The 26,454-nt window shown below is 63.7% G+C and carries 21 protein-coding genes and 2 tRNA genes; 8 read left to right on the forward strand and 15 right to left on the reverse strand.

Going from position 1 to position 26,454, the window contains the following annotated elements:
• Window positions 1-3: 3 nt before the first annotated feature.
• The 10 genes from rfbC to CKO42_RS13420 form a co-directional block, all read right to left on the reverse strand.
• Window positions 4-561, reverse strand: a complete 558-nt coding sequence (rfbC, locus tag CKO42_RS13370) for a dTDP-4-dehydrorhamnose 3,5-epimerase (protein WP_200244791.1) — start codon at window positions 559-561, stop codon at window positions 4-6.
• Window positions 558-1,442 (reverse strand): glucose-1-phosphate thymidylyltransferase RfbA, encoded by an 885-nt coding sequence (gene rfbA, locus CKO42_RS13375; protein ID WP_200244796.1) that lies wholly within the window; start codon window positions 1,440-1,442, stop codon window positions 558-560. The genes rfbC and rfbA overlap by 4 nt, the downstream gene beginning before the upstream one ends.
• Window positions 1,443-1,456: 14 nt before the next feature.
• Entirely contained in the window at window positions 1,457-2,515 is a 1,059-nt protein-coding gene (gene rfbB, locus CKO42_RS13380; RefSeq protein ID WP_200244797.1) for a dTDP-glucose 4,6-dehydratase, read from the reverse strand.
• Between the two features lie 127 nt (window positions 2,516-2,642).
• Window positions 2,643-5,222 (reverse strand): RelA/SpoT family protein, encoded by a 2,580-nt coding sequence (locus CKO42_RS27315; protein WP_242479375.1) that lies wholly within the window; start codon window positions 5,220-5,222, stop codon window positions 2,643-2,645.
• 16 nt (window positions 5,223-5,238) lie between these two features.
• On the reverse strand, window positions 5,239-6,156 hold the full coding sequence (locus CKO42_RS13395) for a Uma2 family endonuclease (protein WP_200244798.1): 918 nt from the start codon (window positions 6,154-6,156) through the stop codon (window positions 5,239-5,241).
• Window positions 6,157-6,228: 72 nt separating this feature from the next.
• A complete protein-coding gene (locus tag CKO42_RS13400; protein ID WP_200244799.1) occupies window positions 6,229-7,617 on the reverse strand; it encodes a DUF1015 domain-containing protein in 1,389 nt (462 codons plus the stop codon).
• A gap of 51 nt (window positions 7,618-7,668) precedes the next feature.
• Complete coding sequence (locus CKO42_RS13405; RefSeq protein ID WP_200244800.1) at window positions 7,669-8,703, reverse strand: amino acid ABC transporter substrate-binding protein; 1,035 nt, start codon at window positions 8,701-8,703, stop codon at window positions 7,669-7,671.
• A 117-nt stretch (window positions 8,704-8,820) separates the two neighbouring features.
• Window positions 8,821-9,159 (reverse strand): DUF2782 domain-containing protein, encoded by a 339-nt coding sequence (locus tag CKO42_RS13410; RefSeq protein ID WP_200244801.1) that lies wholly within the window; start codon window positions 9,157-9,159, stop codon window positions 8,821-8,823.
• A gap of 146 nt (window positions 9,160-9,305) precedes the next feature.
• Complete coding sequence (locus CKO42_RS13415; protein WP_200244803.1) at window positions 9,306-12,065, reverse strand: ABC transporter permease; 2,760 nt, start codon at window positions 12,063-12,065, stop codon at window positions 9,306-9,308.
• On the reverse strand, window positions 12,062-12,736 hold the full coding sequence (locus CKO42_RS13420) for an ABC transporter ATP-binding protein (RefSeq protein WP_338034919.1): 675 nt from the start codon (window positions 12,734-12,736) through the stop codon (window positions 12,062-12,064). Before CKO42_RS13420 ends, CKO42_RS13415 begins: the two co-directional genes overlap by 4 nt.
• 238 nt (window positions 12,737-12,974) lie before the next feature.
• Between CKO42_RS13420 and CKO42_RS13425 the strand changes: the two genes are divergently transcribed.
• The gene (locus tag CKO42_RS13425; RefSeq protein ID WP_338034915.1) at window positions 12,975-13,796 is read left to right on the forward strand and encodes an arylesterase; all 822 of its coding nucleotides are present in this window, start codon (window positions 12,975-12,977) and stop codon (window positions 13,794-13,796) included.
• A gap of 207 nt (window positions 13,797-14,003) precedes the next feature.
• Window positions 14,004-14,465, forward strand: a complete 462-nt coding sequence (locus tag CKO42_RS13430) for a hypothetical protein (RefSeq protein WP_200244811.1) — start codon at window positions 14,004-14,006, stop codon at window positions 14,463-14,465.
• Window positions 14,466-14,472: 7 nt separating this feature from the next.
• Here CKO42_RS13430 and CKO42_RS13435 read toward each other — a convergent pair whose 3' ends face one another.
• Entirely contained in the window at window positions 14,473-15,600 is a 1,128-nt protein-coding gene (locus CKO42_RS13435) for an NAD(P)/FAD-dependent oxidoreductase (RefSeq protein WP_200244813.1), read from the reverse strand.
• 203 nt (window positions 15,601-15,803) lie between these two features.
• Between CKO42_RS13435 and rpsF the strand changes: the two genes are divergently transcribed.
• From rpsF to rplI, 3 genes are all read left to right on the forward strand, one after another.
• Window positions 15,804-16,253, forward strand: a complete 450-nt coding sequence (gene rpsF / locus CKO42_RS13440; protein WP_200244814.1) for a 30S ribosomal protein S6 — start codon at window positions 15,804-15,806, stop codon at window positions 16,251-16,253.
• A gap of 195 nt (window positions 16,254-16,448) precedes the next feature.
• Entirely contained in the window at window positions 16,449-16,673 is a 225-nt protein-coding gene (rpsR, locus tag CKO42_RS13445; RefSeq protein WP_200244815.1) for a 30S ribosomal protein S18, read from the forward strand.
• A gap of 43 nt (window positions 16,674-16,716) precedes the next feature.
• Window positions 16,717-17,172: a 50S ribosomal protein L9 gene (gene rplI, locus CKO42_RS13450; protein WP_200244816.1), complete on the forward strand. Its 456-nt coding sequence runs from the start codon at window positions 16,717-16,719 to the stop codon at window positions 17,170-17,172.
• 114 nt (window positions 17,173-17,286) lie between these two features.
• Here rplI and odhB read toward each other — a convergent pair whose 3' ends face one another.
• From odhB to htpX, 3 genes are all read right to left on the reverse strand, one after another.
• The gene (gene odhB, locus CKO42_RS13455) at window positions 17,287-18,684 is read right to left on the reverse strand and encodes a 2-oxoglutarate dehydrogenase complex dihydrolipoyllysine-residue succinyltransferase (protein ID WP_200244818.1); all 1,398 of its coding nucleotides are present in this window, start codon (window positions 18,682-18,684) and stop codon (window positions 17,287-17,289) included.
• A gap of 41 nt (window positions 18,685-18,725) precedes the next feature.
• Complete coding sequence (locus CKO42_RS13460; RefSeq protein WP_200244820.1) at window positions 18,726-21,650, reverse strand: 2-oxoglutarate dehydrogenase E1 component; 2,925 nt, start codon at window positions 21,648-21,650, stop codon at window positions 18,726-18,728.
• Between the two features lie 375 nt (window positions 21,651-22,025).
• The gene (gene htpX / locus CKO42_RS13465) at window positions 22,026-22,913 is read right to left on the reverse strand and encodes a protease HtpX (RefSeq protein WP_200244822.1); all 888 of its coding nucleotides are present in this window, start codon (window positions 22,911-22,913) and stop codon (window positions 22,026-22,028) included.
• A gap of 379 nt (window positions 22,914-23,292) precedes the next feature.
• On the opposite strand from htpX, the gene CKO42_RS13470 reads away from it, so the two are divergent.
• The 3 genes from CKO42_RS13470 to CKO42_RS13480 all read left to right on the forward strand — a co-directional run bounded on the left by CKO42_RS13470 (window position 23,293) and on the right by CKO42_RS13480 (window position 24,604).
• Window positions 23,293-23,368, forward strand: a tRNA-Ala gene (locus CKO42_RS13470).
• Window positions 23,369-23,446: 78 nt separating this feature from the next.
• Window positions 23,447-23,522 (forward strand) — tRNA-Glu (locus tag CKO42_RS13475).
• 146 nt (window positions 23,523-23,668) lie between these two features.
• Window positions 23,669-24,604: a patatin-like phospholipase family protein gene (locus CKO42_RS13480; protein WP_200244826.1), complete on the forward strand. Its 936-nt coding sequence runs from the start codon at window positions 23,669-23,671 to the stop codon at window positions 24,602-24,604.
• 83 nt (window positions 24,605-24,687) lie between these two features.
• Here CKO42_RS13480 and CKO42_RS13485 read toward each other — a convergent pair whose 3' ends face one another.
• Window positions 24,688-26,430: a chloride channel protein gene (locus tag CKO42_RS13485; protein WP_200244829.1), complete on the reverse strand. Its 1,743-nt coding sequence runs from the start codon at window positions 26,428-26,430 to the stop codon at window positions 24,688-24,690.
• Window positions 26,431-26,454: the final 24 nt, after the last annotated feature.

A 26,454-nucleotide genomic window follows, 5' to 3' on the forward strand; every position in this document is an offset into this window, starting at 1 on the left:
TTGTCAGCCAACGCTCGGTAACTGCTCGGTCGGAATCTCGCGCAGCAAGGGGGCCTCCCGATCCTTATCCGACAAGATAGGCTGAATGCCTGCTGGCCAGTCGATGCCGATGTCGGGGTCATCCCAACGCACTCCGAACTGCGTCTCTGGATGATAGGTGTCGGTGCACTTGTAGCTGAAGATCGCCGTGTCGCTGGTCACCAGATAGCCATGCAGGAAACCCGGCGGCACCCATAATTGGTGCTTGTTCTCAGCGCTGAGTTCGGCGCCGACCCAGTGCCCGAAGGTCGGCGAGCCCTTGCGCACATCGACGGCGACATCGAACACCGCGCCAGTGATCACCTGCACCAGCTTGCCCTGTCCGTAGGGATTCTGGATATGCAGCCCGCGCAGCGTGCCATACCCCGAGAAGGCCTGATTGTCTTGGACGAAGGCCGGCCCGATGCCCTGCTCGGCATAACGCTCCTGCTGCCAGGTCTCGCAGAACCAACCGCGGTGATCGCCAAAGACCTTGGGCTCGATCAACAGGACATCCGGGATGGCGGTGGCAGTGATCTTCATGGCGCAGGTCCTCGCGTGATGAGCCCGAGCAGATAGTCGCCGTAGCCACTCTTGCGCAACGGCTCAGCCACCGCGCGCAGGGCCTCGTCATCGATCCAGCCGTTGGTGTAGGCGATCTCCTCCGGGGCGCAGATCTTCAGCCCTTGGCGCTTCTCGATGGTCTCGATGAAGTTGGCCGCTTCGATCAGCGATTCATGGGTGCCGGTGTCGAGCCAAGCGATGCCGCGGCTTAGCCGCTCGACATGCAGCTGACTCTGCTGCAGATAGCGACGGTTGAGATCGGTGATCTCGAGCTCACCGCGTGGAGAGGGCTCGAGTTCAGCGGCATAGTCGCAGGCGTGCTCGTCATAGAAGTACAGGCCGGTGATGGCGTAATTGGAGCGCGGCTTGGACGGTTTCTCTTCGAGCCCGATGACCCGACCCTCGGCGTCGAGCTCAGCGACGCCATAGCGCTCCGGATCACGCACCCAGTAGCCGAACACGCTAGCGCCCTCGGTGTGGGCTGCCGCGGCACGCAGATGCGTGCGCAGGCCACCGCCATAGAAGATGTTGTCACCGAGGATCAGGCAGGACGGTGCCCCCGCGAGGAAATCACGCCCGATGAGATAGGCCTGCGCCAAACCACCTGGCTCCGGTTGCACCGCGTAGGTAATCTGCAGGCCCCACTGGCTGCCGTCGCCAAGCAGCTTGTGGAAGGCCGGCGCATCGTGCGGGGTGGTGATCACCAACACCTCGCGGATGCCAGCCATCATCAGCACCGCGAGCGGATAGTAGATCATCGGCTTGTCGTAGACCGGCAGCAGTTGCTTGCTGACGCACAGCGTGAGCGGATGCAGCCGGGTGCCGGAGCCCCCGGCGAGGATGATGCCCTTTCGCTTCATGTGGTTACTGTTCCTTATGCCTGGCCGCCAAGACGCTCGCCGCGATAGCTGCCATCGGTCACGCGCTGGGTCCATGCTTGGTTGTCGAGATACCAGGCGAGGGTGCGTGCGAGCCCGGTCTCGAAGGTCTCCGTGGGCTGCCAGCCGAGCTCGGTCTGGATCTTGGTCGCATCGATCGCGTAGCGACGATCATGGCCAGGGCGGTCGGTGACGAACTGTTTGAGCTGGTCATGCGGGCGATGCGGTGAGTCGGGTACGGCCTCGTCGAGCAGACGACAGAGGGTGTCGACCACCTCGAGATTGGTGCGCTCGCTGTCGCCGCCAATGTTATAGACCTCGCCTGGGCGGCCGGCCTCAAGCACCCGATCAATCGCGCGGCAGTGATCCTCGACATAAAGCCAGTCGCGAATGTTGCCGCCGTCGCCGTAGATCGGTAGTGGCTCGCCGGCAAGCGCTTTGGCGATCATCAGCGGAATGAGCTTTTCCGGGAACTGGTACGGACCATAGTTGTTCGAGCAGTTGGTGGTCAGCACCGGTAGCCCGTAGGTGTGATGCCAGGAACGCACCAGATGATCCGAGGCGGCCTTGGAGGCGGAGTAGGGCGAGTTCGGCGCATAGGCGGTGGTCTCGGTGAACTTGCCGTTCGGCCCCAGCGAGCCGTAGACCTCATCGGTCGAGACGTGCAGAAACCGGAAGGCCTCGCGCCGGCCTGCATCGAGGGCGTTCCAATAGGACTTGGCGCTATCGAGCAGGCTAAAGGTCCCGAGCACGTTAGTCTCGATGAAGGCGGCGGGGCCGTCGATCGAACGATCGACATGGCTCTCGGCGGCAAAGTTGACCACCGCATCGACCTGATACTCGCGCAGCAGATGTCCGACCAATGCCTGGTTGCCGATATCGCCTTCGATGAAGACGTGCCGCGGATCATCGCGAAACCCGGCGAGGGTGTCTGGGTTGCCGGCGTAGGTGAGCTTGTCGAGATTGATCACCCGCTCATCGCCTTGGCGCATCTTGAGGTGAACAAAGTTACCGCCGATAAAGCCGGCGCCGCCGGTGACGAGGAGCGTTCTCATAGTCAAATGATGGGGCCTTCCTGAACAAGGTCAGTATGATACCACTTCAGGGTTGCTATTCCTGCCTGGTCGTGGCGTCATCCTGCATCTGCGCTGACCTTAGATGCTGAACGACGTTCTGATCTGCTCAACCGCCGGTGCGCCGAACCTCGATCACATCGCTGAGCTGGCGTAGCTTGGCGCAGACTTGCTCGAGCTGATCGATGTCGCTGACCTCGACCCGAAAGCGCATGCTGGCGCGGTCATTGGTGGCATCGGTTTGGGTCTCGGTGGCGATGACGTTGGCATCCTCATCGGCCAACACCGAGGAGACATCGCGCAGGAGCCCCTTGCGGTCAGCAGCCGTGATGATGATATCGACGGGGTAGGCGGCATGGTTGGGCTGTTCAGCCCATTCCACCTCGATCAGTCGCTCCTGGTCCTCGTCGGCCAGGTTGGTGATGTTGCTGCAATTGGCGCGATGTACGGCGACCCCGCGGCCACGGGTGATGAAGCCGATGATCGGGTCATCAGGGACCGGATGGCAGCAGCTCGCGATCTGCGTCATCAGGTCCGGCACCCCGGCGACCACGACCTCTGGCTGCCCCTGGTGCTGACGCTTGCGTCGACTCTGAGCAAGCTGCGCGCCCTGCTCGGACTCGGTCAGCGCGTCGCGGCGCTCATGACGCGGCTCACCGACCTGACGCGCGGCGGTGCCGACCGACAGATCGCCACGGCCGATGGCGGCCAGCACGTCATCGCCGCGCTGCAGGTTGAAGCGTTCGGCCAGCTGCTCGAGCGGCGGCTTGGCGTCGATGCCGAGGCGCGTGAGCTCCTTGTCGAGCAGGCTGCGGCCCTCGGTCAGATGGCGCTCGAAGTCTTGTTGCTTGAACCATTGGCGCACTCGGTTGCGCGCTCGCGAGGTGGTCAGATAACCGTGATGGATGCTGAGCCAGTCGCGGCTCGGGGCCGCGTTCTTCTGGGTGATGATCTCGACTGTCTCGCCATTGGCGAGCTTATGCGTCAGCGGCACGATGCGGCCATCGACGCGGGCGCCACGGCAGTGATGACCGACCTCGGAATGGATTGCATAGGCGAAGTCGAGCGGTGTCGAGCCTGGCGGCAGCTCAATCACCTTGGCTTGTGGGGTCAGCACATAGATGCTCGCCGCGACCTCCTGGTGCCTGGTCGCGGCGCTCCCGTGCCCCGATGATGGGTTGTCGCTGGCATTCGAGTCGGCGCGATCAGTGGTCCTAACAATTCTGTCAGGGCCCAGGCTCATTGCAGCGCTCGGACCTGCACCCGCGGCGGACCCAGTACGCGCGGCGGCGCCTGTACTTGTCCCTGGGCTAGCACCAGCGACTGCACACGCACCAGCACCAGCACCTGAAACGGCGCGCACACCGACGCCAGCGACTGCACCCACACCAGCATTGGAACCGGCAACATCACCCGCCGTGGCGCCAGCGATCGCGCCTACAGGGCCACTAGCGTCCGCACCTGCACCTGCACCTGCACCTGCACCAGGCTCGGCTTCCAAGGTGCGCTCTAACCAGTTGCGCATCAGCACAATTCGGCGCTGAAAGGCCGCATCATGCCCGGCGGCCTCTTTGTAGGCCCAATGTGCAGCGACACCGTATTCGGCATGCTGGTGCATCTCCGGGGTGCGGATCTGTACCTCGAGCACCTTGCCGTCGGGTCCGGTGACCGCGGTATGCAGCGAGCGATAGAGGTTGCCCTTAGGCTTGGAGATGTAGTCGTCGAACTCGTCCGGGATGTACGGCCAGAGGCTGTGCACGACGCTCAGCGCCGTGTAGCAGTCATCCTCGCTATCGACCATGATGCGCACCGCGCGCAGGTCGAAGATGCCGTCGATATCGACGCGTTTGCGCTGCATCTTGCGCCAGATGCTGTAGATGTGTTTCGGTCGGCCGGTGATGCTCGCGCGCAGCCCGATACGATCGAACTCGGTTTGCAGGCTTTGGACGACCTCGGCAATGAACTGCTGACGCTCATCGCGGCGCTCGCGCAGTAGGCGCGCGATGCGCTGATATTCGCTCGGCTGCGAATAGCGCAGCGCGAGGTCTTCGAGCTCCCACTTGAGCTGCCAGACGCCGAGTCGGTTGGCGAGCGGGGCATAGAGCCGGGTGGTGTCCTCGGCCAGCTCGCGCAGCCGCTCGGCGGGAAGCTGCTTGGCCGCGCGCATCAGATAGAGGCGCTCGGCGAGCACGACCAGGATGGCACGCACGTCTTCGGCGATCGCCAGCAGCATGCGCCTGAGGTTCTCTTCGCGGCGCGCGTGCTCACGTGGCTTGTGGCGCGGTTTATCGCGTGGTTCGCTGTTTGCCTTTGGCTCCAGCTCGGCGAGCTGGGCGATGCGCCCGAGATCCTGGACCATGCGGGAGACGCCGGCCCCGCAGTGTGCATCGAGCGTCCTCGAGTCGATCTCGCCGCGGCCAATACAGCCGCCGAGGAGCGCCGCGCAGAGGGTTTCGGTGTCCAGCCGCAGCCCCATCAGGATGTCGGCGGTGCCAAGTCGATGGCGCGCGGCGCTCTCGCCGGTCTCGAGCAGCTCGTCCCCAACGCAGCGCTGCATCAGCGCGATGGCGTCGGCGATGCGGGTGCGGCCCTGCTCGCCATAGTGCGCGGGGATCTGCTCGAGCCAGAGTTCGGCGGCGGTGTCGTCGTCGATCTCGGCGGTGGGTAGGGCTGTTCGTGACGTGACCATGGAGCCGATAGGCACCTTACTCGAGCAGATGTGGATCGATGCCGAGTTGCCGTAAGCGCTCGGCTAGCCGCTCTGCCCGCGCGGCTTCTTGATCGGCTCGCCGGGCCTCTTTCTTTGCCCGCAGGGCCTCTTGATCTGCCCGCTGAGCCTCTTGATCTGCGCGCTGAAGCGCGGCGGCCTTGTCCGCCTGTGCCCGGCTGAATTCCGGTAGGACATAGTCTTGGTAGACGGGGTCGGCCAGCAGCGCTTCCAGGGACGGTTGTCGGACCAGGTCGCGCTGGCGCCACTGCAATCCTGGCAGCGCCACGGACGCCATCACCCCGTCCTGATCGGGCAACAACGGTTGGTAGCGGCCTTGCGGATCACGACGAAAAAAGGCGCAGTCGTCGAGGTTTCCCGCCAGAATGTAGTATTCCTCGACCCCCACTTGGGCGTATTCCCGGTACTTGATCACCTGATCGCGCGCCTTTTGTTCGGGATCGCTGTCGGAGAGGGCCTCCAGGCACAGGTCGAAGACCCCCTGATAGCGCCGGTCGGTCGGCTGCAACTGGTGCGGATTGTCTGTCAGGATGACGGCCGTATCTGGGCGGCGAATACTGCGCCTGCTCGCCCCATGCGCCGTGAGGGAGAGCGTAAATCCCAGCTCTTGGTTGACCAGTTGCCCACCCTGATGGCTGTCGAGAAAGTAGCGGATGAGCCCAGTGAACCATTGAAACACGAGAATCGTTGCCCAGTCGGACACGCCTTTGGCCTCCAGTCGTCCGTTATGCCATTCATAGGTCACATCTGGCCAATCGGCATAAAACCGCCAATACGCAGTCTCGCTTACCAGCATCCCATCGTAGGGTTCCTGCACAGCGTTTTCGTCCATCCGCTCGGTGGGTGCGGGGCGCCTGGCTGTTGGTGTGGTCAGGTCGGGTAAGACGTGGGGCATCGTCAAACACCTCATGCAAATTGACTGATGTTCAGGCTGCGCTCTAGCGGGTGAATGCCTGATGCAGGTCGGTTACCCGCTGAGTAAATGCGACACAAGCCCATCGGCGAGCTTGGGCTCGAACCAGGTGGACTTGGGCGGCATCAGGGCGTCGGCGTCGGCTACCGCTAGTAGGTCCTCCATCCGCGTTGCGGGTAGCGAGAAGGCCACCGCCATCTCGCCACTGTCGACGCGTGCGCTGAGCCCCTCGAGTCCGCGGATGCCGCCGACGAAGTCGATCCGTTCATCGCGGCGTGGATCGGTGATACCGAGCACCGGCTCGATCAGCTGATCGTGCAGCAGACTCACATCGAGTCGACCGATCGGGTCTGTGGCCGGGATACGCTCAGGCGACAGACTCAGCCGATACCAGCGTCCTGCTAAATAGAGTCCGACCTCTCCGCGCTCGGTGGGTGCCACCGGCTGCGTGTTCGGCTCGAGGCGATAGGACTTGGCGATACGGTCGAGGAATTGGGCGGGCTCGAGGCCGTTGAGGTCTCGCACCACACGGTTGTAGGGCAGGATGCGGAGCTGATTATGCGGGAACAGCACGGCGAGGAAGTGATCGCTCGGCTGCGGCTGCGACTTAGTTTCGCCGTCTGTGGTTGTGGTTGTGGTTGCCGTTGTCCTGGCGGTTGAGGGCGCGTCTGTCGTTGCAGTTGCGTGTGTTGATGCCTGTGTCGTTGCGGTTGTCTGTTTGGCTGCGGTTGCGTTCGCGTTTGGCGTTGCCTTTGCGGTCGTACTCTGCTGCCGTGCTTCAGCGACGCGCGCGGCGGCTGCGGCGCGGTGATGACCATCAGCGATGTAGAGTCGATCGACTGCGGCGAAGGCCTGGTTGAAGGCGCCGATCTCATCGCCGGCATCGATTGACCAGAGCTGATGGCGCACGCCGTCCGCAGCGCGGATGTCGATGGCCGACGGACCTTGGCAGATCGCTTGCAGCCGGTCGTCGATCGCCGACGCAGCACGATAGGCGAGGAACACCGGGCCAGTTTGGGCATTGAGCGCGCTGATCTGGCGCACGCGGTCCTGCTCCTTCGCCGGGCGGGTCAGCTCATGTCGGCGGATCTGGCCCTCGAGATAGGCCGCTACCGAGGCGGCGGCGACCAGGCCGGTCTGTTGATGCTCGCCAAGGCTGAGGCGATAGGCGTAGTAGCGCGGTGTCGGATCTTGCTGCAGGGTGCCATCCGCGCGCAGCCGCTCTAGGTTCTCGCGCGCCTTCGCGTAAACCGCCTCCGAATAGGGATCGGTGCCTTCTGGCAGGTCGACCTCGGCGCGGGAGATGTGCAGGAAGCTCAGCGGCCGATCCTGCACCATCGCGCGTGCCTCGGCGGTGCTCATTACATCGTAGGGGGGCGCGGCCACCTCGGCGGCGAGCTCGGCACGCGGTCGGAGACCAGCAAAGGGTGCAATCAGGCTCATTGGCAATCCAGTCTGGCTTATTGGCGCTATCGCTTCAGGGCGGTGGCGGCTTCAGCGTGGTGGCGGTGCGTAAAGGAGACCGCCTTGGGTCCAGAGCGCATTCAGGCCGCGCTTGATGTTGAGCCCAGAGGCCTTGCCTAGGTTGCGCTCAAACAGTTCCGCATAGTTGCCGACCGCAAGGATCACCCGATAGCCCCATTCTGGCTCGATGCCAAGCACCTCGGCGCTCTCGCCGTCGAGATCGAGCAGGGTGCGCACGGCATCCGTCTGCGCGCGCGCCTTGGCGGTGGCGACATTATCCGAGCTGATGCCCATCTCCTCGGCGTTGACCAGCGTGTAGAGCGTCCAGCGCACCAGATCCAGCATCCGGGTCTCGCCCTTGACCACTGCGGGCGAGAGCGGATCGCGCGAGATCACTTCGGGCAAGATGCGCTGGCTCTCGGGCTGCTCGAGCCGGGCTCGCAGCGCGTAGAGCTGCGAGCGGTCGCCGGTCAAGGTCGTGCACTCGCCCTCGAGGTAGGCCTTGGTCGCGCCCTTGAGGTCCGGATACTGCTTCAGCTCCATCGGCATCTGGTGGCGTTGGAAGTAGCGTTTGGCGCTGTCGATACTGGTGGTGTCGGCAATGGCGCAGATCTGGGAGCCGCCAAGCTCGAGCGTGCTCAGGGTGTTGGTCGAGCGCGGCACCATGAAGCCTTGGCCGTCGTAGTAGAGGATGGCGGCGAAGCTGACGCCCTGGGTGAGGTCGCGCGCCTGATTCCAAGTCGTGTTGCGGGCGAGCAGATCGATCTTGCCGTCACGCAGCGCATCGAAGCGCTCGGCCGTGGTCAGTGGGATCAGCTTGACCTTGTCGGCTGAGCCCAGTGCCGCGGCGGCGACGGCGCGGCAGAGGTCGACGTCGATGCCGCTCCAGTCGCCGTCGTCATCCCGATAGGAGAGGCCGGGGATCTCGCCATTGACGCCACAGCGCAGCAGCCCGCGCTCGCGGACCTCATCCAGTTGGTCGGCGGCCGCTGCCAGCGGCATCAGCAGCAGTGCGAGGAGCAGCGCCAGCAAGCGCCCGAGGGGCCGGTAGGTTGCGAGTTGCATCGATCGAATCCTATTCCTAAAAACCTAAAAAATGGCTGGCAGAGGTTTCTCGGCACTGCGCTACGCTCTCCGTTGATCGCGCCCGGGCGGGCGAGCAACTGGAGTCTCAGTCAGTGCTCACCAGGACAGCAAGGCCCACTGCGGCACTTGCAGGTCGAAGCCGGGTCGTCCGCGATTCCATTCCATATCGCCGGAGCCGTCGGTATCCACCAGATAGTAAGGGGCGCCGGCCGCGGGGGTGATGCGCACCATGTAGACGTTATTATTGACGCTGAACTCTTCGACGGTGCGGTTCTGATAATCGCGAACGCGCACCTGAGGCGCGATATCGGCCTCGGTGACACGCAGATCGAGCTCGCTCAGCGATGGCTGCGGCCAAGCGGTCGTTGCCAAGGTCGCGACGCAGCCGCCAAGCAGACCGATGGCATAGGGGCGGCAGGACCTGAGTTGGCGCATGGGGTTTCCCGGCAGTCAAAGTAAGCAGAGATGATAGCAGGAACGCTAAGCTGCTCGTTGCTCGTTGCTCGTTGCTCGTTGCTCGTTGCTCGTTGCTCGTTGCTCGTTGCTCGCTGGTTGCTCATCCTGATCGCTGTTCATTGCGTTCAGCCAGACTGGCGCAGCGCGGCCAAGGGCGGGCGCACCAACAGCCCATAAGTCCCCAGAGTACCAGCAGCGCCGACGAGCAGACCGCTGCCGAGCACACCCCCGATCCACAGCCAAGGATTAAAGGCGAACGGCAGCCCGAACAACTCGCGCGCCAGCACCCAGCCGGTCAGCTCGGCGAACAGTGAGGCGATCAGCCCGGCCAGCAGGCCAGCGGTGGTCAGCTCGACGGCGAGCGCCAACAGCAGCTGGCGGCGCTGTGCCCCGAGCGCGCGCAGCACGCCATGCTCGGCGCGCCGCACGGCCAGGCTGGCCTGAATGCCGGCGTACATCACCAGCAGGCCCGCGACCAGGGTGAATAGGAAGACGAATTCGACCGCTTGAATCCCTTGTCGAATGATCCCCTGCACCTGGTCGAGCAGGGTGCCGACATCGATCAGTGTCACGCTGGGGAAGGCCTGCATCAGCTCGCTGACCAACGCTTCCTCGCCATCGGGCAAGTAGAAACTGGTGACATAGGTCGCTGGTTCCGCCGCGAGCAGCGAGGGTGGGGCGATGACGAAGAAGTTGACGTTGAAGCTGTCCCACTGCACCTGGCGCAGGCTGGTCACCGGCGCCTCTAGCTCGCGTCCGGCGACCCAGAAACGCAGCGTCTCGCCCAGCTCGATGCCAAGCGTCTCGGCGATGCCTTCCTCGACCGAGAACTGCCCCGGCGCCTCGGCATCGGCCCACCAGTGCCCGGCGACGATCTCGTTATCGTCCTGCATCTGTACCGCGAAGCTGAGATTGAACTCGCGCTCGGCGAGTCGCTGCGCGCGTGGCTCCTCAAAGTCTTCGTCTGGCTTTACGGCCTCACCGTCGATGGCCTGCAGACGGCCGCGCACCATCGGGTAGATGCCAGAGGATTCCAGACCCTGCTGGCGCAGGAAGGCGGCGAGGGCATCGACCTCGTTGGGCTGGATATTGATCAAGAAGCGGTTCGGCGCGCCCTCGGGCAGGGTCTCTTGCCAACTGCGCAGCAGATCGAGGCGTACCACCGCGAGCAGCAGCAGCGCCAGGATACCCAGCCCCAGACCGACGATGCTGAGCACGGACGCAGTGGGTCGGCGCGACAGCCCCGCCAACCCGAGCCGCCAGACCCCGCGTGCATGATTGGTGGCGCGACCAGCGAGCCAGACCAGCAGGCCCGCGACCAGGCCGAGCACCAGCACGGCCGCCGTCACCCCGCCGAGCAGCTTGCCGGCGAGCGCCGGATCGCCGGCCTGCCACAGGATCAACAGGGCCAGTGCACCCAGCGCGGCGGCGGCACTCACCGCGACCGAGGCCCGCGGCGGACCCAGATCGCGCCGCAACACCCGCAGCGGCGGCACATCGGCGAGCTGGAGCAGTGGCGGCAGGCCAAAGCCGGCCAGCGCGACCAGGCCGGTGCCCAGCCCGACCCAAGCCGGCGCGCTGCCGGCGGCCGGCAATTCGCCGGGGAACCAGTCTGCGAGCAACGCCGCCAACCCAAACTGCGCCAGCCAGCCGAGCGCGACAGCAACGACGCCCGCCACCAGGCCGAAGAACAGCAGGCGCAGCGCGAACACTCGCGTCAGCAGATGTCGTGGCGCGCCGAGACAGCGCATCACCGCGACGGCGTCGGTCTGGCGCTCGACCAGCCGCCGGCTGGCCAACGCCATCGCCGCGCCGGCGACCAGTAGCGTCGTCAGCGCGGCCAGATGCAGGAAGCGGCTGGCGCGGTCGACCGCGGATTCAAACTCCGGGCGGGCGTTACGCGCATCGATCAGCTCCGCATCCGGTGGCAGTCGTGTCGCCACCCAATCGCGATAGGCGGCCACGGCGTCCGATTCACCGGCGATCAGCAGCCGATGGCTGACACGGCTCGCCTCGTTGACCAGCCCGGTCGTCTCGACATCGGTCAGCGCCATCATTACGCGCGGCGCGATCTGGAAGAAATTACCGCCACGGTCTGGCTCGTAGGCGATCACGGCGCTGATCGGCAGCTCGCGCTCGCCCAAGGTCAGCAGGCTTCCGGTCTGCTTGCCAAGCACATGCAGCAGGCGCGGCTCGACCCAGACCTCGCCGGACGCGGGGCCGGTCGCGACTGGAATCTCGGCTGGGCCTGAGACCGCGGCTGCGGCTGCGGTCGCAACTGAGGTTGACGATGATGACGAGTTAGTCGGAGCGGGTGGAGCCGAAGTCGTGCGCTCAGTTGGGCTTGAGGCCTCAGTCGCGCCCTCGGGCGATGTCTCCCGGAGGCTGCCGCCTGCTAGCGTCGTTGCGGGGGTTGTGATGTCTTCGTTGACGACGCGATTCGATGCGTCAAGGCCGCTCAAGCGATGCTTGATCCGCAGTTCGCCGCGTAGCGGGTAACCCTCATCAACAGCCTTGACCTGCACCAGCTGGCTGGTCTCACCGGCGAAGACGACACTGCGGAAGGTCAGGGTGCGCGCCAGCTTCAGCCCGCGATCCTCAGCCGCATCGGCAAGCGAGGCCGGGATAGGTCCAGTCGCGTCGATTGCCAGATCAGCAGCGAGCAGCTCGCCGCCTTGACGCTGCATCGCCGTCTCGATGCGATCGGTGAAGAAACCGACGGCGGTGATCGCAGCGACGGTCAAGATCAGCGCGGCGGCGAGCAGATACAGCTCACCGCTGCGCCAGTCGCGACGCAGCAGTCGCACGGCAAGCCGCCAGGCGGCGATCGGGCTCGGCGCCGCCCCCACCAACTGGGCATGTTCGTTTCGTGACTCGCTGCTCATGCGGTCACCTCGAGACGTCCTCCGCTCATGCTGAGCCGGCGGTCGCAGCGGCGGGCCAGGGCTGGGTCGTGGGTGACCAGCACCAGCGCCGCGCCGGCGTCCTCGCGCAGCCCGAACAGCAGATCGATGATGCGCGCGCCGGTGGCCTCGTCCAGATTGCCGGTGGGCTCATCGGCGAACAGCACCTCGGGGCCGGGCGCAAAGGCACGGGCGATCGCCACCCGCTGCTGCTCGCCGCCGGAGAGCTGGCGCGGATAATGGCCGTGTCGCTCGCTCAGCCCCACGCGCTCGAGTGCGGCCTCGGCAGTCCGCTTGGCCGAGCCGGCGTTGAGGCCGCTGGCGAGCTCCAATGGCAGCAACACGTTTTCAAGCGCGGTCAAGGTCGGGATCAGCTGGAAGCTCTGAAACACGAAGCCGACCCGGCCGGCACGCAAGGCGGCACGGGCGTCCTCGTCGAGTGGCTCGAGTGGGCTGCCGCAAAGCTCAACCAAGCCGCTGCTGGCGCGGTCTAATCCGGCGAGTAGCCCAAGCAGGGTCGACTTGCCGCTGCCGGAGGCACCGATGATCGCCACCGCCTCTCCTGGCGCGACATCGAGATCGACCGCGTTGAGGATATCGAGCGGGCCGGTTGGGCCGATGACCTGCTTGGCTAGGCCTCTTGCGCGACAGATCGGGCTGTCAGAGGTGCTAAGTGCGCTGCCGGGGCCGCGATCAAGGCCATTGCTTGAGGTGGAGGCGTTTTTCGGGCCAGTTTTTGAAGCCGGGTGAGACTGAGGGGGCGCTTCTGTTGCCGGCGGCGTCTGGGCTGTCGGCTCGGCTGAGGCCGCAATGCTTGGCTTAGCTGGCGCTGGGTCGGTACCCTTGCCCGCGTTGACCTTGCGATTTTCGGTATTCGGAGCCTGATCCAACATGCTGCGTGTTCTCCTGTCATTACTGTTGCTGCTGCCCCTCTCGGCCATGACCGAGACATTCCCGAGCGCGCCTGTGGCGGCTCGCGCCTTCGATCAGGGCCAGGTCGATCGCGTTGCCGAGGCGCCAATGACCGAGGCCATTGAACTCACCGAGACCAAAGAGTTAGCCAAGTCCAGAGCGACAGCAGAAGCCAAAACGGCAGCTGATACCGCAGGGCCAATCGAGGCTGCAGAGTCGACCCAAGCCGCCGGACAGACCGTTACGCCGGTGCTGTTAGTGCTCGGCGACAGCCTGAGTGCTGCCTATGGTTTGCCGTTGGACCAGGGCTGGGTGAATCTGTTGCAGGCGCGAATCGACGAGCGCGCTCTTCCCTATCGAGTCGTCAATGCCGCGATCTCGGGGGATACGATCGCCGGTGGCCTGAGCCGGCTGCCGGCCTTGCTCGCCGATCATCAGCCGGAGATCGTGCTCATCGAGCTTGGCGCCAACGACGGACTGCGGGGTTTTCCGCCGTCAAAGATCGAAGACGATCTGGTGACGCTGGTTGAGCAAGCGCAAGCGGCCGATGCTCAAGTGGTGCTGATTGGTCTACGTCTCCCACCCAACTATGGTCCGGCCTACACCAAGCGCTTTCAACGACTGTTCGCAAATGCTGCGGAGCGGACGGGGGTCGCTCTGGTTCCTCGCCTGCTTGCTGGCGTCGCCGATGATCTCGCGCTGATGCAAGCCGATGGTCTGCATCCGACCGCTGAAGCCCAGCCGATGATTCTTGAGACGGTTTGGCCGTTACTCGCTCCATTGCTCATTAGTACTGATTGAGCATAGGCGCCGCTGGCTTGCACGAATTTCGTTTGTGCGGGCTCGGCGCTGCCGTCTTCAACCCAATAACACACTCTGCACCGACATCAGCGACGAAGGCGGACGGCTTGCAAAAGATCGCTTCGACCTTTGGGTTATGTTGAAATCTCAGCGCCCGAACCTTGTGTCGATGGTTCGATACTCCCAGGCGTCGAAGATGCATCCGTCATGAATCGATTTCTCACGCTTCTGCTCGTTCTCGGTCTCACCGCCATGCTTGCTGCCTGCGCCTCAGGGCCACGGGTGGCCGGGCAAGAGGTCTACGATGGCCAGGCTGCGGCCGGCATTGTTCGTCCGCCTGGCGCACAGGGAGCCGTCATTCAGCGTCGCCTGATCGCCGGGCTTGACCCAATGGCTGCCTTCGCCGGCCTGTATCCGCTGGATTCGCCGCATCAGAGCACGGAGGTCGAGGTCTTGATCGAACCGGCCGTGGTCGAGGCGGTGCCGAGTCGTGAGGGGTTCGAACGCCTGCTGTTGCAGGTGCGCGCTTACCGCAAGAATGACGCTGGCGATGGTTTCAGCAAGCGCTACCGAGGTAAGGCGTCGGGAAACCGTGACGCCCTCGACGACATTGTTAAACCACTCGGTAAGGACCTGAAGCGCCGCTTTGGCGCCAAGCCCGTGTATTGAGTGGATATTAGCGGAAACGGCGCAGATACCACCATTCAAATAGTCGCTTGAGCCAGTGGAAGGCCAGCGAACTGGGTAGCACGAGGTTGCGTTTGGGCGTGCGGGCGACCAGCATGCCGCGGTCGTTGGCGTCGACGATGCACAGCAGTTCGACCTTGAAGGTCTCATTCGGTGTCTTGCCGGCCAGTTCCGCGATCAGGTTCTTGGCCGCGGCGCGTGCTTGCAGGTCGGCCATGTGCGCTTGCTTTGGCATCCAGTCCGGCCCCGGGAAACTGCCCGAATCACCGGCGACATAGGTGCGCTCGAAGCCTGGCACCCTGCACTGCGCATCGGCTTGCAGGAGCCCGCCGGGTGAGCGTGGCAGGTCGGTGTCGTCGAACCAGGCATTGCCGGTCATGCCGGGCATGAAGATGATCAGGTCGGCGGGGAATTCGCCACCCTCGGTGACCACCTTTTCGGCGGTGAACTGCTTCGGCTTATGTCCGAGATGCGTTTCGATGCCGACCCGCTGCATCTCGCCGAGCAGCTTGTCGACCGCCTTGGGGCCGAGCCGATTGCCGGGCCGTTCGGCGGGGGTGAAGAAGACGATACGGAAGCGCTCGCGGCGGCCTTCCTTGCGCAATTGCCGGTCGAGCCCGAACAGGAATTCGAAGATCGGTCCGCCGCGCATCGACGAGGGCTCCTTCGGATTACCCGAGAAGCCCATGGCGACGGTGCCGCCATCCATTGAGCGCAGTCGGTCGCGGATGGCCTCTGCTGCGGCAATGCCCTCACAGGGTGTGATCGCATGCTCGATGCCGGGCAGCTTCTTGATGAAGCGACCGCCGCTGGCGATGATCAGCCCGTCGTTCTCGATCGGCCCGACGTCGGTCTGCAGGACACGGCCGCCGTCAGTCAGGCCGGTCGCCGAGGCGGCCAGATGTTCGGCATCCATCTTGCGGAAGAAGTGGCCGAGATCGAGCCGCAGGTCCTCGCCGCTGCGCAGTCCGCTTGGCACCCAGATCAGGCCCGGATAGTAGACGAACTCAGGGCGGGGGCTGACGACCGTGATCTGGCCCTTGAAGCCCTCATCGCGGAGGGTCTTCAGGGACGTCAGCGCGCCGAATCCGGCGCCGACGATGGTCACGCGTTGCATAAGAGTCTCCAAAGCTGCTGGTGTCGGTTTGAGGTGGGCGTTCGTCCTGTCCTTTGCTAGGGGGCGGCTGAATCGGTTTGACCAACTCGGTGGCCACCCCGCATAATGCTCGGCTACGTCCGAAACAGGGCGTAACTCCTTGCTCCATAGCATGCACGTCAAGCGATGCGTCGCTGGGGGCTTTTTTATCCGTGAGGAGCATTATGCGTCATTACGAGATCGTCTTTCTGGTTCATCCGAGCCAGAGCGAACAGGTGCCAGCCATGCTGGATCGCTACCGGACCAGCATCGAGTCGCGCGGTGGCCAGATCCATCGGTTGGAGGACTGGGGGCGGCGCCAGCTGGCCTATCCGATCAATAAGATCCATAAGGCGCATTACGTGCTGATGAACGTGGAGTGCGATGCTGAGGCCTTGGCCGAGCTCGAAAGCGCCTTCCGCTTCAACGATGCGGTGCTGCGCAACATGATCATCAAGCGCGACGCGGCGGTCACCGAGCCATCGCCGCTGCTGAAGACGGGTGATGAGCGTGAGGGCTCTGGGGATGATGACGGCGGAGACCGGGGCGAGCGTCGTCCGAGACGCTACGACGAGGGTGGCGAGGGTCGCGGCGAGCGGTCGCGTGATTCAGACCGCGATTCGGATCGCGACTAACCCATAGAACGCATCGCTAACTCGGATGATGGAGCGCTTGTTTTACGGTAGCTCACACTGTGCATCACCACCCGCATCACCACCCCGGACGATGAAGCACTGGTGTCACGGTAACCTCTGACGCCGTTCCGAATCAGCGATCCATTCCGCTAACCGCAATCCTTATCCTCAGTCTACATACTGTCGAGGCACCTCATGTCACGCTACTTCCGCCGCAAACGCTACTGCCGGTTCACCGCTGAAGGCATCACCGAGATCGATTACAAGGATCTCAACCTGCTCAAGGCCTTCGTCAGTGAGTCAGGCAAGATCGTTCCGAGCCGCATTACCGGCACCTCGGCGCGCTACCAGCGCCAGCTCGCGACGGCGATCAAGCGCGCACGTTTCGTTGCGCTGTTGCCGTACACCGACGGCCACTGAGCCTGAGCTGAATCCCTAAACGCATTCACGAAGGAGATCCCCAGTGGACCTGATCCTAATGAAGAAGGTACGTGGCTTAGGCGAGCTCGGAGACAAGGTCTCGGTGCGCGCTGGCTACGGCCGCAATTTCCTGATCCCATCAGGCTTCGCTAAGCCTGCCACCGCCGACAACTTGAAGGCCTTTGACGAGCGCCGTGCCGAGCTCGAGCGCGAGGCGGCGGACGCACTCGCAGCCGCTGAAGCACGCAAGGCGAAGCTCGAGGGTGTGATTGTCACGATCCCACGTAAGGCTGGCGATGAGGGGCGTTTGTTCGGCTCGGTCGGCACCGCCGATATCGCCGCGGCCATCACCGAAGGCGGTCTCGGCATGGAGCTGCTCAAAAGTGAGGTTCGCCTGCCAGACGGTCCGTTCCGGGCCGTCGGTGACTACGATGTCGAACTGCATCTGCATTCCGATGTCGCTGTGACCGTTCGCATCGAGGTCATCCCGGCAACCTGACGCGATCCGATGAGCTGCCGGCGGATCGGCCAGGCTTAGGCTTGGCTGTGAGGCCGAAAACAGCAAGCGCCGGAAGCCTAGGCTTCCGGCGCTTTTCGTTTACTCTGGCCCCGCTTAGATCCGCAGTAGGAGCCGTGCGGGATCTTCCAGGGTGTCCTTGATGGTCTGCAGAAACTGCACGGCCTCGCGCCCGTCGACGATGCGGTGATCGTAGGACAGTGCCAGATACATCATCGGGCGGATCACGACCGCTCCGTCGACCGCGATTGGACGCTCCTGAACCTTGTGCATGCCGAGAATGGCGCTTTGCGGCAGGTTCAGGATCGGGGTTGAGAGCATCGACCCGAAGACCCCGCCGTTGGTGATCGAAAAGGTGCCGCCGGTCAGCTCCTCGAAGCTCAGGGAGCCGTCCTTTGCCTTGTTGGCGAAGTCGACGATGCCGCGCTCGACATCAGCCATGCTGAGCTGGTCGCAGTTGCGCAGGATCGGCACGACGAGCCCCCGCTCTGAGCTGACCGCGATGCCAATATCGTAGTAGCCATGGTAGATGATGTCGTTGCCATCCACTGAGGCGTTGATGATCGGGAAACGCTGCAGCGCTTCGACCGCCGCCTTGACGAAGAACGACATCAGCCCGAGGCGCACGCCGTGCGTCTGCTCGAAGCGTTCTTTGTATTGATGGCGCAGTGCCAGTACCGCTGCCATGTCGACCTCGTTGAAGGTGGTCAGCATCGCGGCAGTCTGTTGCGCCTCGACCAGGCGCTCTGCGATCCGTGCCCGCAGTCTGGTCATGGGTACCCGTTGCTCGGGTCGCCCTGCCTCGCCGGTGAGTCTTGGTGACTGGGGCTTGTCGAGCGGTTCGGACTCGAGCTCATGGGCAACGGCCCACTTCTTGGCCAGGGCTGCGGCATCGGGATCGATCGCCGGCTCGGCCGCCTCCTGTACATCGAGCCAGGCGATCACGTCAGCCTTGGTGATGCGGCCACCTTTGCCGCTGCCACGGATACGCCTGGCGTCGAGGTTCATCTCCTTGACCAGGCGTCTTGCAGCGGGCGCGAGAACTGGGTCGCCAGGGCGGGCTGAGCGCTGATCAGTCGCCTTGTTCTCAGTGCCTGCCGCTTCGCCGGCACTGGCATCGACGTCGGCATTAGCGTCGACGCTGGCGCTGCCGCCGACGCGAGTCGCCGGGCTCGTGCCTTGGGGCGCGCGCGCCGTGTGCGCCGCGGCATCCGGCTCTTTGGCTGTCGGGCTCTTGTTGTCTGTTGGCTGAGAGGCCTGCGGCTCAATGCTGCCGAGCACACTGTCGTTCGTGACCAGGGCGCCCTCGTCGGCAGTGATGTCGAGCAGGATGCCATCGGCCGGTGAGGGCACCTCGAGCACGACCTTGTCGGTCTCGAGATCGACCAGGGTGTCGTCTTGACGAACCTGATCGCCAGGCTTGAAATGCCAGGTCAGTACCGTTGCGTCGGCAACCGATTCGGGTAGGGCAGGGACACGAACTTCAGTGGGCATGGGGCTCCGGTTGATCGAGTGATGGGTTGCGCGGACGGCTGCTAGGATTGATCGTCATCTGATCCAAGCCCGTTGTCGAGCGGGATCGGGATGCGACGATTCATGCTCGGATTGATACGCCCGGTCAGGGCTTCGTCGATCAAACGCTCTTGTTGCTCCACGTGCACGGCGCGGTGGCCGACGGCGGGGGTGGCTGCCGCGGGCCGGCCGACGTAAAACGCCTGCTTGCCGCTCAGGATGAGCCCATGAAAGCGGTGCTTGATCTGATCCCAAGCGCCTTGGTTTTGGGGCTCCTCTTGGCACCAGATGATCTCTTGGGTGTCCGGATAATCGGCCAGCACCGCCGCGAAGGCCTCTTTCGGAAACGGATAGAGCTGCTCGATACGGATGATGGCGACATCGGTCAGACCGCGCGCGTGACGCGCCTCTAACAGGTCATAGTAGACCTTACCGGAACAGAAGATCAGGCGCTCGACCGCTGCCGGGTCGAGCGGATCAGGCTCCGGAATAACCGGCTGGAAGGCGCCATGTGCGAGATCGTCCAAGGATGAGACGGCGAGCCGATGTCGGAGTAGGCTCTTCGGCGTCATCACCACCAAGGGCCGTCGATAATCGCGCAAGAGCTGCCGGCGCAAGAGATGGAACATCTGTGCCGGCGTGGTTGGCACGCAGACCTGGATGTTGTGTTCGGCGCAGAGCTGCAGGAAACGCTCCAGCCTCGCCGATGAGTGTTCGGCGCCCTGTCCTTCGAGGCCATGCGGCAGCAGCATCACCAGCCCGCAGTCGAGCCCCCACTTGCTGCCCGCCGAACTGATGAACTGGTCGATGACGACCTGAGCGCCATTGGCGAAATCGCCGAACTGGGCCTCCCAGAGCGTCAGTGCATTCGGCTCGGCGGTCGCGAAGCCGTATTCGAAACCCAGTACCGCCTCTTCCGACAGGATTGAGTCGATGGCGATGAACGGAGCCTGTTGCTCGGTCTGCTCGAGGGTTTGGCCCGGAGGCGCGGCGATGTGTTGCAACGGGGTGTAGTCGTTGCCAGTGCGCTGACAATGGACCTTGGCGTGGCGATGCACGAAGGTGCCTCGACTCGCATCCTGACCCGAAAGCCGCACCGGATACCCAGCGTCGAGCAGCGTCGCATAGGCCAGGTTCTCGGCAAAGCCCCAGTTCGCGAGCTGATCGCCCTGCGCCATCTTGCGCCGTTCGGCCCAGACCTTGGCGACTCGGGCATGCAGCTCGAAGCCATCCGGGAGCTGCAGCTGGCGCTCGGCCAGCTCTTGCAGCCGCTCACGCGGGAAGCCGGTGTCCGCGGGCAGGTGCCAGTCATCGCCAAAGCGCGACTTCCAGTCGACCCGGTAGCTATGCTCAAGGCCGCAGAGCACGGGACGGGCAACCACGATCCCGTGCTCGATGCTGGATCGGTAGTCCTCGATCAACGCCCCTGTCTCATCACGACTGAGTTGGCCACGGTCGATCAGCCGATCAGCGTAGATGGCCCGAGCGGTGGGGTGCTGGCGGATGCGCTTGTACATCATCGGCTGGGTGACCGCCGGCTCATCGGCCTCGTTGTGGCCGAGGCGGCGGTAGCAGATCAGGTCGATGACGACGTCCTTTTTGAACTGGTTGCGGTAGTCGAGGGCCAAGCGGGTGACAAAGATCACCGCCTCCGGATCATCGCCGTTCACATGGAAGACCGGCGCCTGCACCATCTTGGCGACGTCGGTGCAATAGAAGGTTGAGCGGGTATCGAGCGGGTTGCTGGTGGTAAAGCCGATCTGATTATTGATGACGATATGGACAGTGCCGCCGGTGCCATAACTGCGGGTCTGCGAGAGCTGCAAGGTCTCGGTGACCACGCCCTGGCCGGCGAAGGCGGCATCGCCATGGATCAGCACCGGCATCACATGATCGCCGCTGCGATCGCCACGGCGGCGCTGGCGTGCGCGCACCGAGCCCTCGATGACCGGGTTGATGATCTCCAGGTGCGAGGGATTGAAGCCGAGTGCGACATGGGTGATCCCGCCGGGCGTGTCGATATCGGTCGCGAAGCCGAGATGGTATTTGACATCGCCGGCGAGCTGGCGCGGGCTCAGGCGCACCTTGCCCTCGAACTCGGCGAAGATCTCCTGCGGCGGCTTGCCGAGGATATTCACCAGCACATTCAGCCGGCCGCGATGCGCCATGCCGATGACGATCTCGCGCACGCCCTTGCGCCCGGCGCGTTGGATCAACTCGTCGAGCAGCGGGATCAGCGCCTCACCGCCTTCGAGCGAAAACCGCTTCTGGCCGACATAACGGGTGTGTAGGTATTTCTCTAAACCCTCGGCTGCGGTCAGCAAGGTGAGCAGCCAACGCCGATCGGCGGCCTTCAGCTCCGGACGCGCCTGGTAGCCCTCGATACGCTTTTGCAGCCAGCGCTTCTCGCTGGTCGAGGTCATGTGCATGTACTCAGACCCGACCGGACCACAATAGATGCGCTGCAGCAAGTCGATGATGCCGCGCAGTGGCATCCGATCCGGCGCGTAGAGCGAGCCGGTGTGGAAGACCTGGTCGAGGTCGGCGTCTTCGAGACCGTGGTAGCTCGGCAGCAGATCCGCAACCTTCGGCGCTGGTCGCAGTTTCAGTGGGTCCAGGTTCGCGATCTGATGACCGCGGTAGCGGAAGCTATTGATCAACCGCACAACCGCGGTTTGCTTCTCAGCGGCGGCAGGCTCTAGGCGACTCAGTGACCGCGTTTGAGCACGGTTGCGGCTCTCGTTGGCGAGGCGCTGAAAGTTCTCCCGCACCGGTCCATGTGGGACCTCATTGGCGGCCTCTTGATGGATCAGCTCGAAGCGCTGGCGCCAGGCGAGATCGACACTCTCCGGGTCCTTCAGGAAACGCTCGTAGAGATCCTCAATGAAGGCTGCGTTGCCCCCGTAGTAGGCAGACGAGTTTCGGAATAGCTCGAGAAGCGCGCTCATGACGTTATCGACGGCAGTCGGAATGGGTCTGGGGCGCCGGCCAGATTTCTGCCAGGGCCCTGGATGAGACTCCTGAGTTTAGCGCAGAGCATCCTGTTGCCGTCGGTCCAATTCCCAATATCCATTATCAGGTTCGTGAGCGGCGTGCTCAGACGGCATTGTGGATAGGTTGGGGCGTTGCGCCTTAAGGTGGCGCCAGGTACATCGCGCGCCGTCATTCCAGACGATGAAGCGCGGCCGGCCCAGACGGCGTCGGCCGCGATTCAATGTCCGCCCTATTCGCAGCGCAATCGTCTCAAGGAACTGAGCGCCTAGCCTCCGCGAAGCGCCGGACCTTGTCCCTAGCCGGCGCTTTGTTGGCCTATGCGTCCTGACTCAGCGTGCAGCTTCCAGCGCGGCGATGCGCTGCTCCAGCGGTGGATGGCTGGCAAACAGCGCCATAAAGCCCTGCGCAATCTTACCCGAGATACCAAAGGCCGCAAACTCGCCGGCAGGCAGGTCGCGTGGCTCGTGCACGCGCTGCAGGGCGCGCAGCGCGGCAATCATCTTTTGGCGTCCAGCCAGATCGGCGCCACCGGCATCGGCGTGAAATTCGCGATAGCGCGAGAACCACATCACGATCATCGAGGCGAGCACCGAGAGCAGGATCTCGGCGAGGATGCTGACGACGAAATAGCCGATGCCATGGCCCTCCTCATTCTTGAACACCACCCGGTCGACCGTGTGGCCGATTACCCGCGCCAGGAACACCACGAAGGTGTTGACCACGCCCTGAATCAGCGCCAGCGTGACCATGTCGCCATTGGCGACGTGGCTGATCTCGTGACCAACCACGGCTTCGACCTCATCCTTGCTCATGTGCTGCAGCAGGCCGGTGCTCACCGCGACCAGGGCGTCGTTCTTGTTCCATCCGGTGGCGAAGGCGTTCGGATCGGGCTGATCGAAGATGCCGACCTCGGGCATGCGGATGCCGGCCTGCTCGGACTGGCGACGGACCAGATCGATCAGCCAATGCTCGAACGGGGTCGAGGGCTGCTCGATGATCTGCACCCCCATCGAACGCTTAGCCATCCACTTCGAGAGGAACAGCGAGATCAACGAGCCGGAGAAACCGATCACTGCCGCGAAAACAAGTAGGGCTCCCAGGTTCAGATCAACGTTGTTTGCCGCCAGCAGGCCGCCGATTCCCAGCAGGTTGAAAACGATGCTGATGACAACGAGCACCGCGATGTTGGTGCCCAAGAACAGAAGGATGCGCATCATGGTGTTTAGACCTCGTCGAGTGGAAAAGACGTTACAGTGAAACAGGCGCTTCATCGTCGCTTGGGTTGGTGGCGGACTGTGTCCGTCTTGCAGCGGAAATCTGGCGATTGCTGAGAAGCGTGATCAGAACTACCGCCGAGCAGTCGGCTGCACCTAACCGATTATGGCGCGGTGCCACCCCGGAAAATGAATCGCGTGAGATTCAGGTTAAAAACGGGCTAAACATGCATGTTTTGTAGGGGGTTGACAAGGTTTCGCTCGGCTGGAGGATTCGGCCTGCAGACTCCATGCGCATTTGGCCTGTTCCCTGGGCTGATGGCAGCATCACTTTTCGCTAGACAACGCGGTGAGAGGCCACTAATATAACCGGCTCGGTGACGGGGCCATAGCTCAGCTGGGAGAGCGCAACACTGGCAGTGTTGAGGTCGGCGGTTCGATCCCGCCTGGCTCCACCAATTTTGAAGAGATCCGGCACATCAGCCCGTGCTCTGACCGCGAAGGGCGGTCTGCCGGTTTTTACATAGAGAGCCTCTGTCCCCATCGTCTAGAGGCCTAGGACACCGCCCTTTCACGGCGGCAACCGGGGTTCGAATCCCCGTGGGGACGCCAATTAGAACAACGGGTTAGCTGAGAGATCGGCTAACCCGTTTTTGTTTGAGCACCACGGCCTTTTTGTTTGATCACCATCGTCATCGATCAGATCGTTCAGGCTGCTTCAACGCTTGTGTGCATCCTGCCGACCGGAGTCAAACCGAATGAACGATCGGACTGGTCCACGTGTCTCCCTGGTCCTCGGTAGCGGCGGCGCGCGTGGGCTGACGCACATCGGCATCATCCGATGGCTAGAGGCGCAGGGCTATCGGATCGAGTCCATCGCCGGCTGCTCGATGGGGGCACTCGTTGGCGGCATCCATGCTGCCGGTAAGCTGGACAGTTATTGCGACTGGGTCTGCGCGCTGCGGCGCACCGATGTACTGCGCTTTCTGGACCTCGCCTTCCATTCGTCAGGTCTGATCAAGGGCGATCGGATCATAGACCGTCTGCGGGAGATGGTGGGTGAGCACGACATCGAGCAGCTACCGATCACCTACACCGCGGTCGCGACCGATATCGAGCGCCAGCGCGAGGTCTGGATCACCAAGGGGCCGCTCTTCGATGCGATCCGCGCCTCGATCGCGGTGCCGACGGTGTTCACCCCGCATCGCTATCTCGGCCTCACCTTGGTGGATGGTGGCTTGCTGAATCCGGTTCCGATCGCGCCTACCTTCCGCGATCTCACCGATCTGACCATCGCTGTGAACCTGAACGGCGATCCCGAGGATGCCCCCGCGTCAACCACAACGCTCGCTCCTGGCCCCGCTTCTGCGTCCAAGACGTCGTCTAACCAAAAGCGGGACGATGACCTCCGCGGACGCATCCTCGAGTTCTTGGACGGCATCGGCGAAAGCCTGAAATCTGATGATGTGGAAGCCCGCGAGCTGGGGATGTTCGAGTTGATGAGTCGTTCGTTCGAGACCATGCAGAACGCGATCTCGGCAATGAAGCTCGCCGCTTATGCGCCGGATGTGCTGATCAACGTTCCACGCGATGTTTGCGAAGCCCACGAGTTTCATCGTGCGCGCGAACTCATCGAGATTGGCTATCGGCTGGCCGAGCGAGCGATAGCGGACGCAGCGCCGTCGAGCGCTTGATCCTTGCAACGGCAGCTGACCGCTATCGCTGTGCAATGAAAGGCCCCGCGCTTGGCCTGCTGCCGGCTCCAGGGGATGTCGCTTCAATAGCGATACGCCGACTCGATTCGGCCGCGTGTCAGCACGCCATAGATGTGGTTGATGCCAGGCGCGATGGGACGGGTCACATAGAGTGCCTCCGCCCCCTCGCGATTGAGGATGTCCAGGGCCTCCTGAAGTGTTGCCTGCAGATGCACCGGGGCGAGCTCGAGACGGTCGGCCGGGATCTCCAGCAGGTCAATCTCTTCGGCCTGCTCATCTTGTGAGAGATGGCTGGCAATGGCGATGCCAGGCATGGCAAAGGCCGGCTTACCGTCGCGGTCGACGATGATCCAATCCAGGTTCTCGCTCATCAGACGCTGCGCCTGCTCGCGGCTGAGCAGGGGCTCTTGGCGCGAGAGGCGGGTGTTCATGGCGCTGGTCACACCGCTGCGGCGCAGCATCGCGACCACCGGATTGGACCGATAATCCAAGCCGTTGGCCCTGAGCATGGTCACGAACAACGAGTCTTTTCGGAAGAGCTGCTTACTGGTGACCGCGGCCAGGATGATGGTCAGCATGCCTGGCATGATGACGCCGGGGCTGTGGGTCAGCTCGACCACCGCCGTCAACGCCGCCAGTGGTGCCTGCAGGCTAGCGCCCATCATGGCGCCCATGCCCAGCAGGGCGTAAAAGCTGGCGTGCGATGCATCAGTGCCCGTCAAGCTGTCAGCCATCACGCCGGTCAGATGGCCGACAGTGGCGCCCATGAAGAGCGCCGGCCCGATGGTGCCGCCCGGGATGCCGAGGCCAACGCTGGTCGAGGTCGCCAACAGCTTGGCGATCAGCAGCACGAGCAGAAAGGTCCAGGGCAGCGTCTGCGTCAGCAGGTCGCCCAGCGAGTCATAGCCAAGCCCCATGACCTCGGGGACCAGGACGCCAAAGGTACCCGCGGCCAGACCCGCCAGGCAGACGCGCGTGAAGAAACTGAGCGGCTTGCTGGCGCTGGCGATCGACTGCAAGAGCTGGATATAGGCGGCGGAGACAGCGCCGGCGAAGAGACCGAGCAGCAACACCGGCAGCAGATCCGACAGCGAGGTGAGCAAGAAGGGCGGGATGGCAAAGGTCGGGGCGCTGCCGAACAGCCACACCGAGAGCGCGTTGGCGCTGACAGCGGCGAGAATGATGGGGATGAAGCCAGTGATGCTGTACTCGAGCGCCAGCACCTCCAGGGCAAAGATGACGCCCGCGAGCGGCGTATTGAACGAGGCCGAGATCCCTGCCGCGGTACCGCAGGCGACCATGGTGCGGATGCTGTTATTCGGCAGGCTCAGCCACTGGCCGATCAGGCTGCCACCGGCCGCGCCGAGATAGACATGCGGACCCTCGCGCCCGACTGAGTGGCCACTGATGATGGCGATGGCCGCGCCCAGGAACTGCAGCACGAAGCCTCGCAGGGTCATGTGGCCCTGATGGTATTCCATGCGCTCCAGCACGCGGGCGACGCCGAGCACATAGATGCCCTTGGCAAAGCGCAGGAATAGCAGCCCGATCAGTACCGCGCCCAGTACCGGCAGCAGAAAGCGCCACAGCGGCGCGATGGCCTCGTAGTTCTCGCCATGATCGGGAAGCATGACCGCCTGCGTCCCCTCCACGGCGAGACGGAAGACGACGATGACGATCCCGGTTGCGAGGCCGGTGACGAGTCCGAGCAGCGCATGTGAGAATAATGCGTCCGGCCGCGCCAGCTGCAGTCGCAACCGCTCTAGGCTCGGCCGCCGTCCGCGCATGAAGCTTCGTTTGCCCATGAGAGTGATTATGGGTAAACCGAG

The sequence above is a fragment of the Lamprobacter modestohalophilus genome, assembly GCF_016583905.1.
Classification (GTDB): Bacteria; Pseudomonadota; Gammaproteobacteria; order Chromatiales; family Chromatiaceae; genus Lamprobacter; species Lamprobacter modestohalophilus.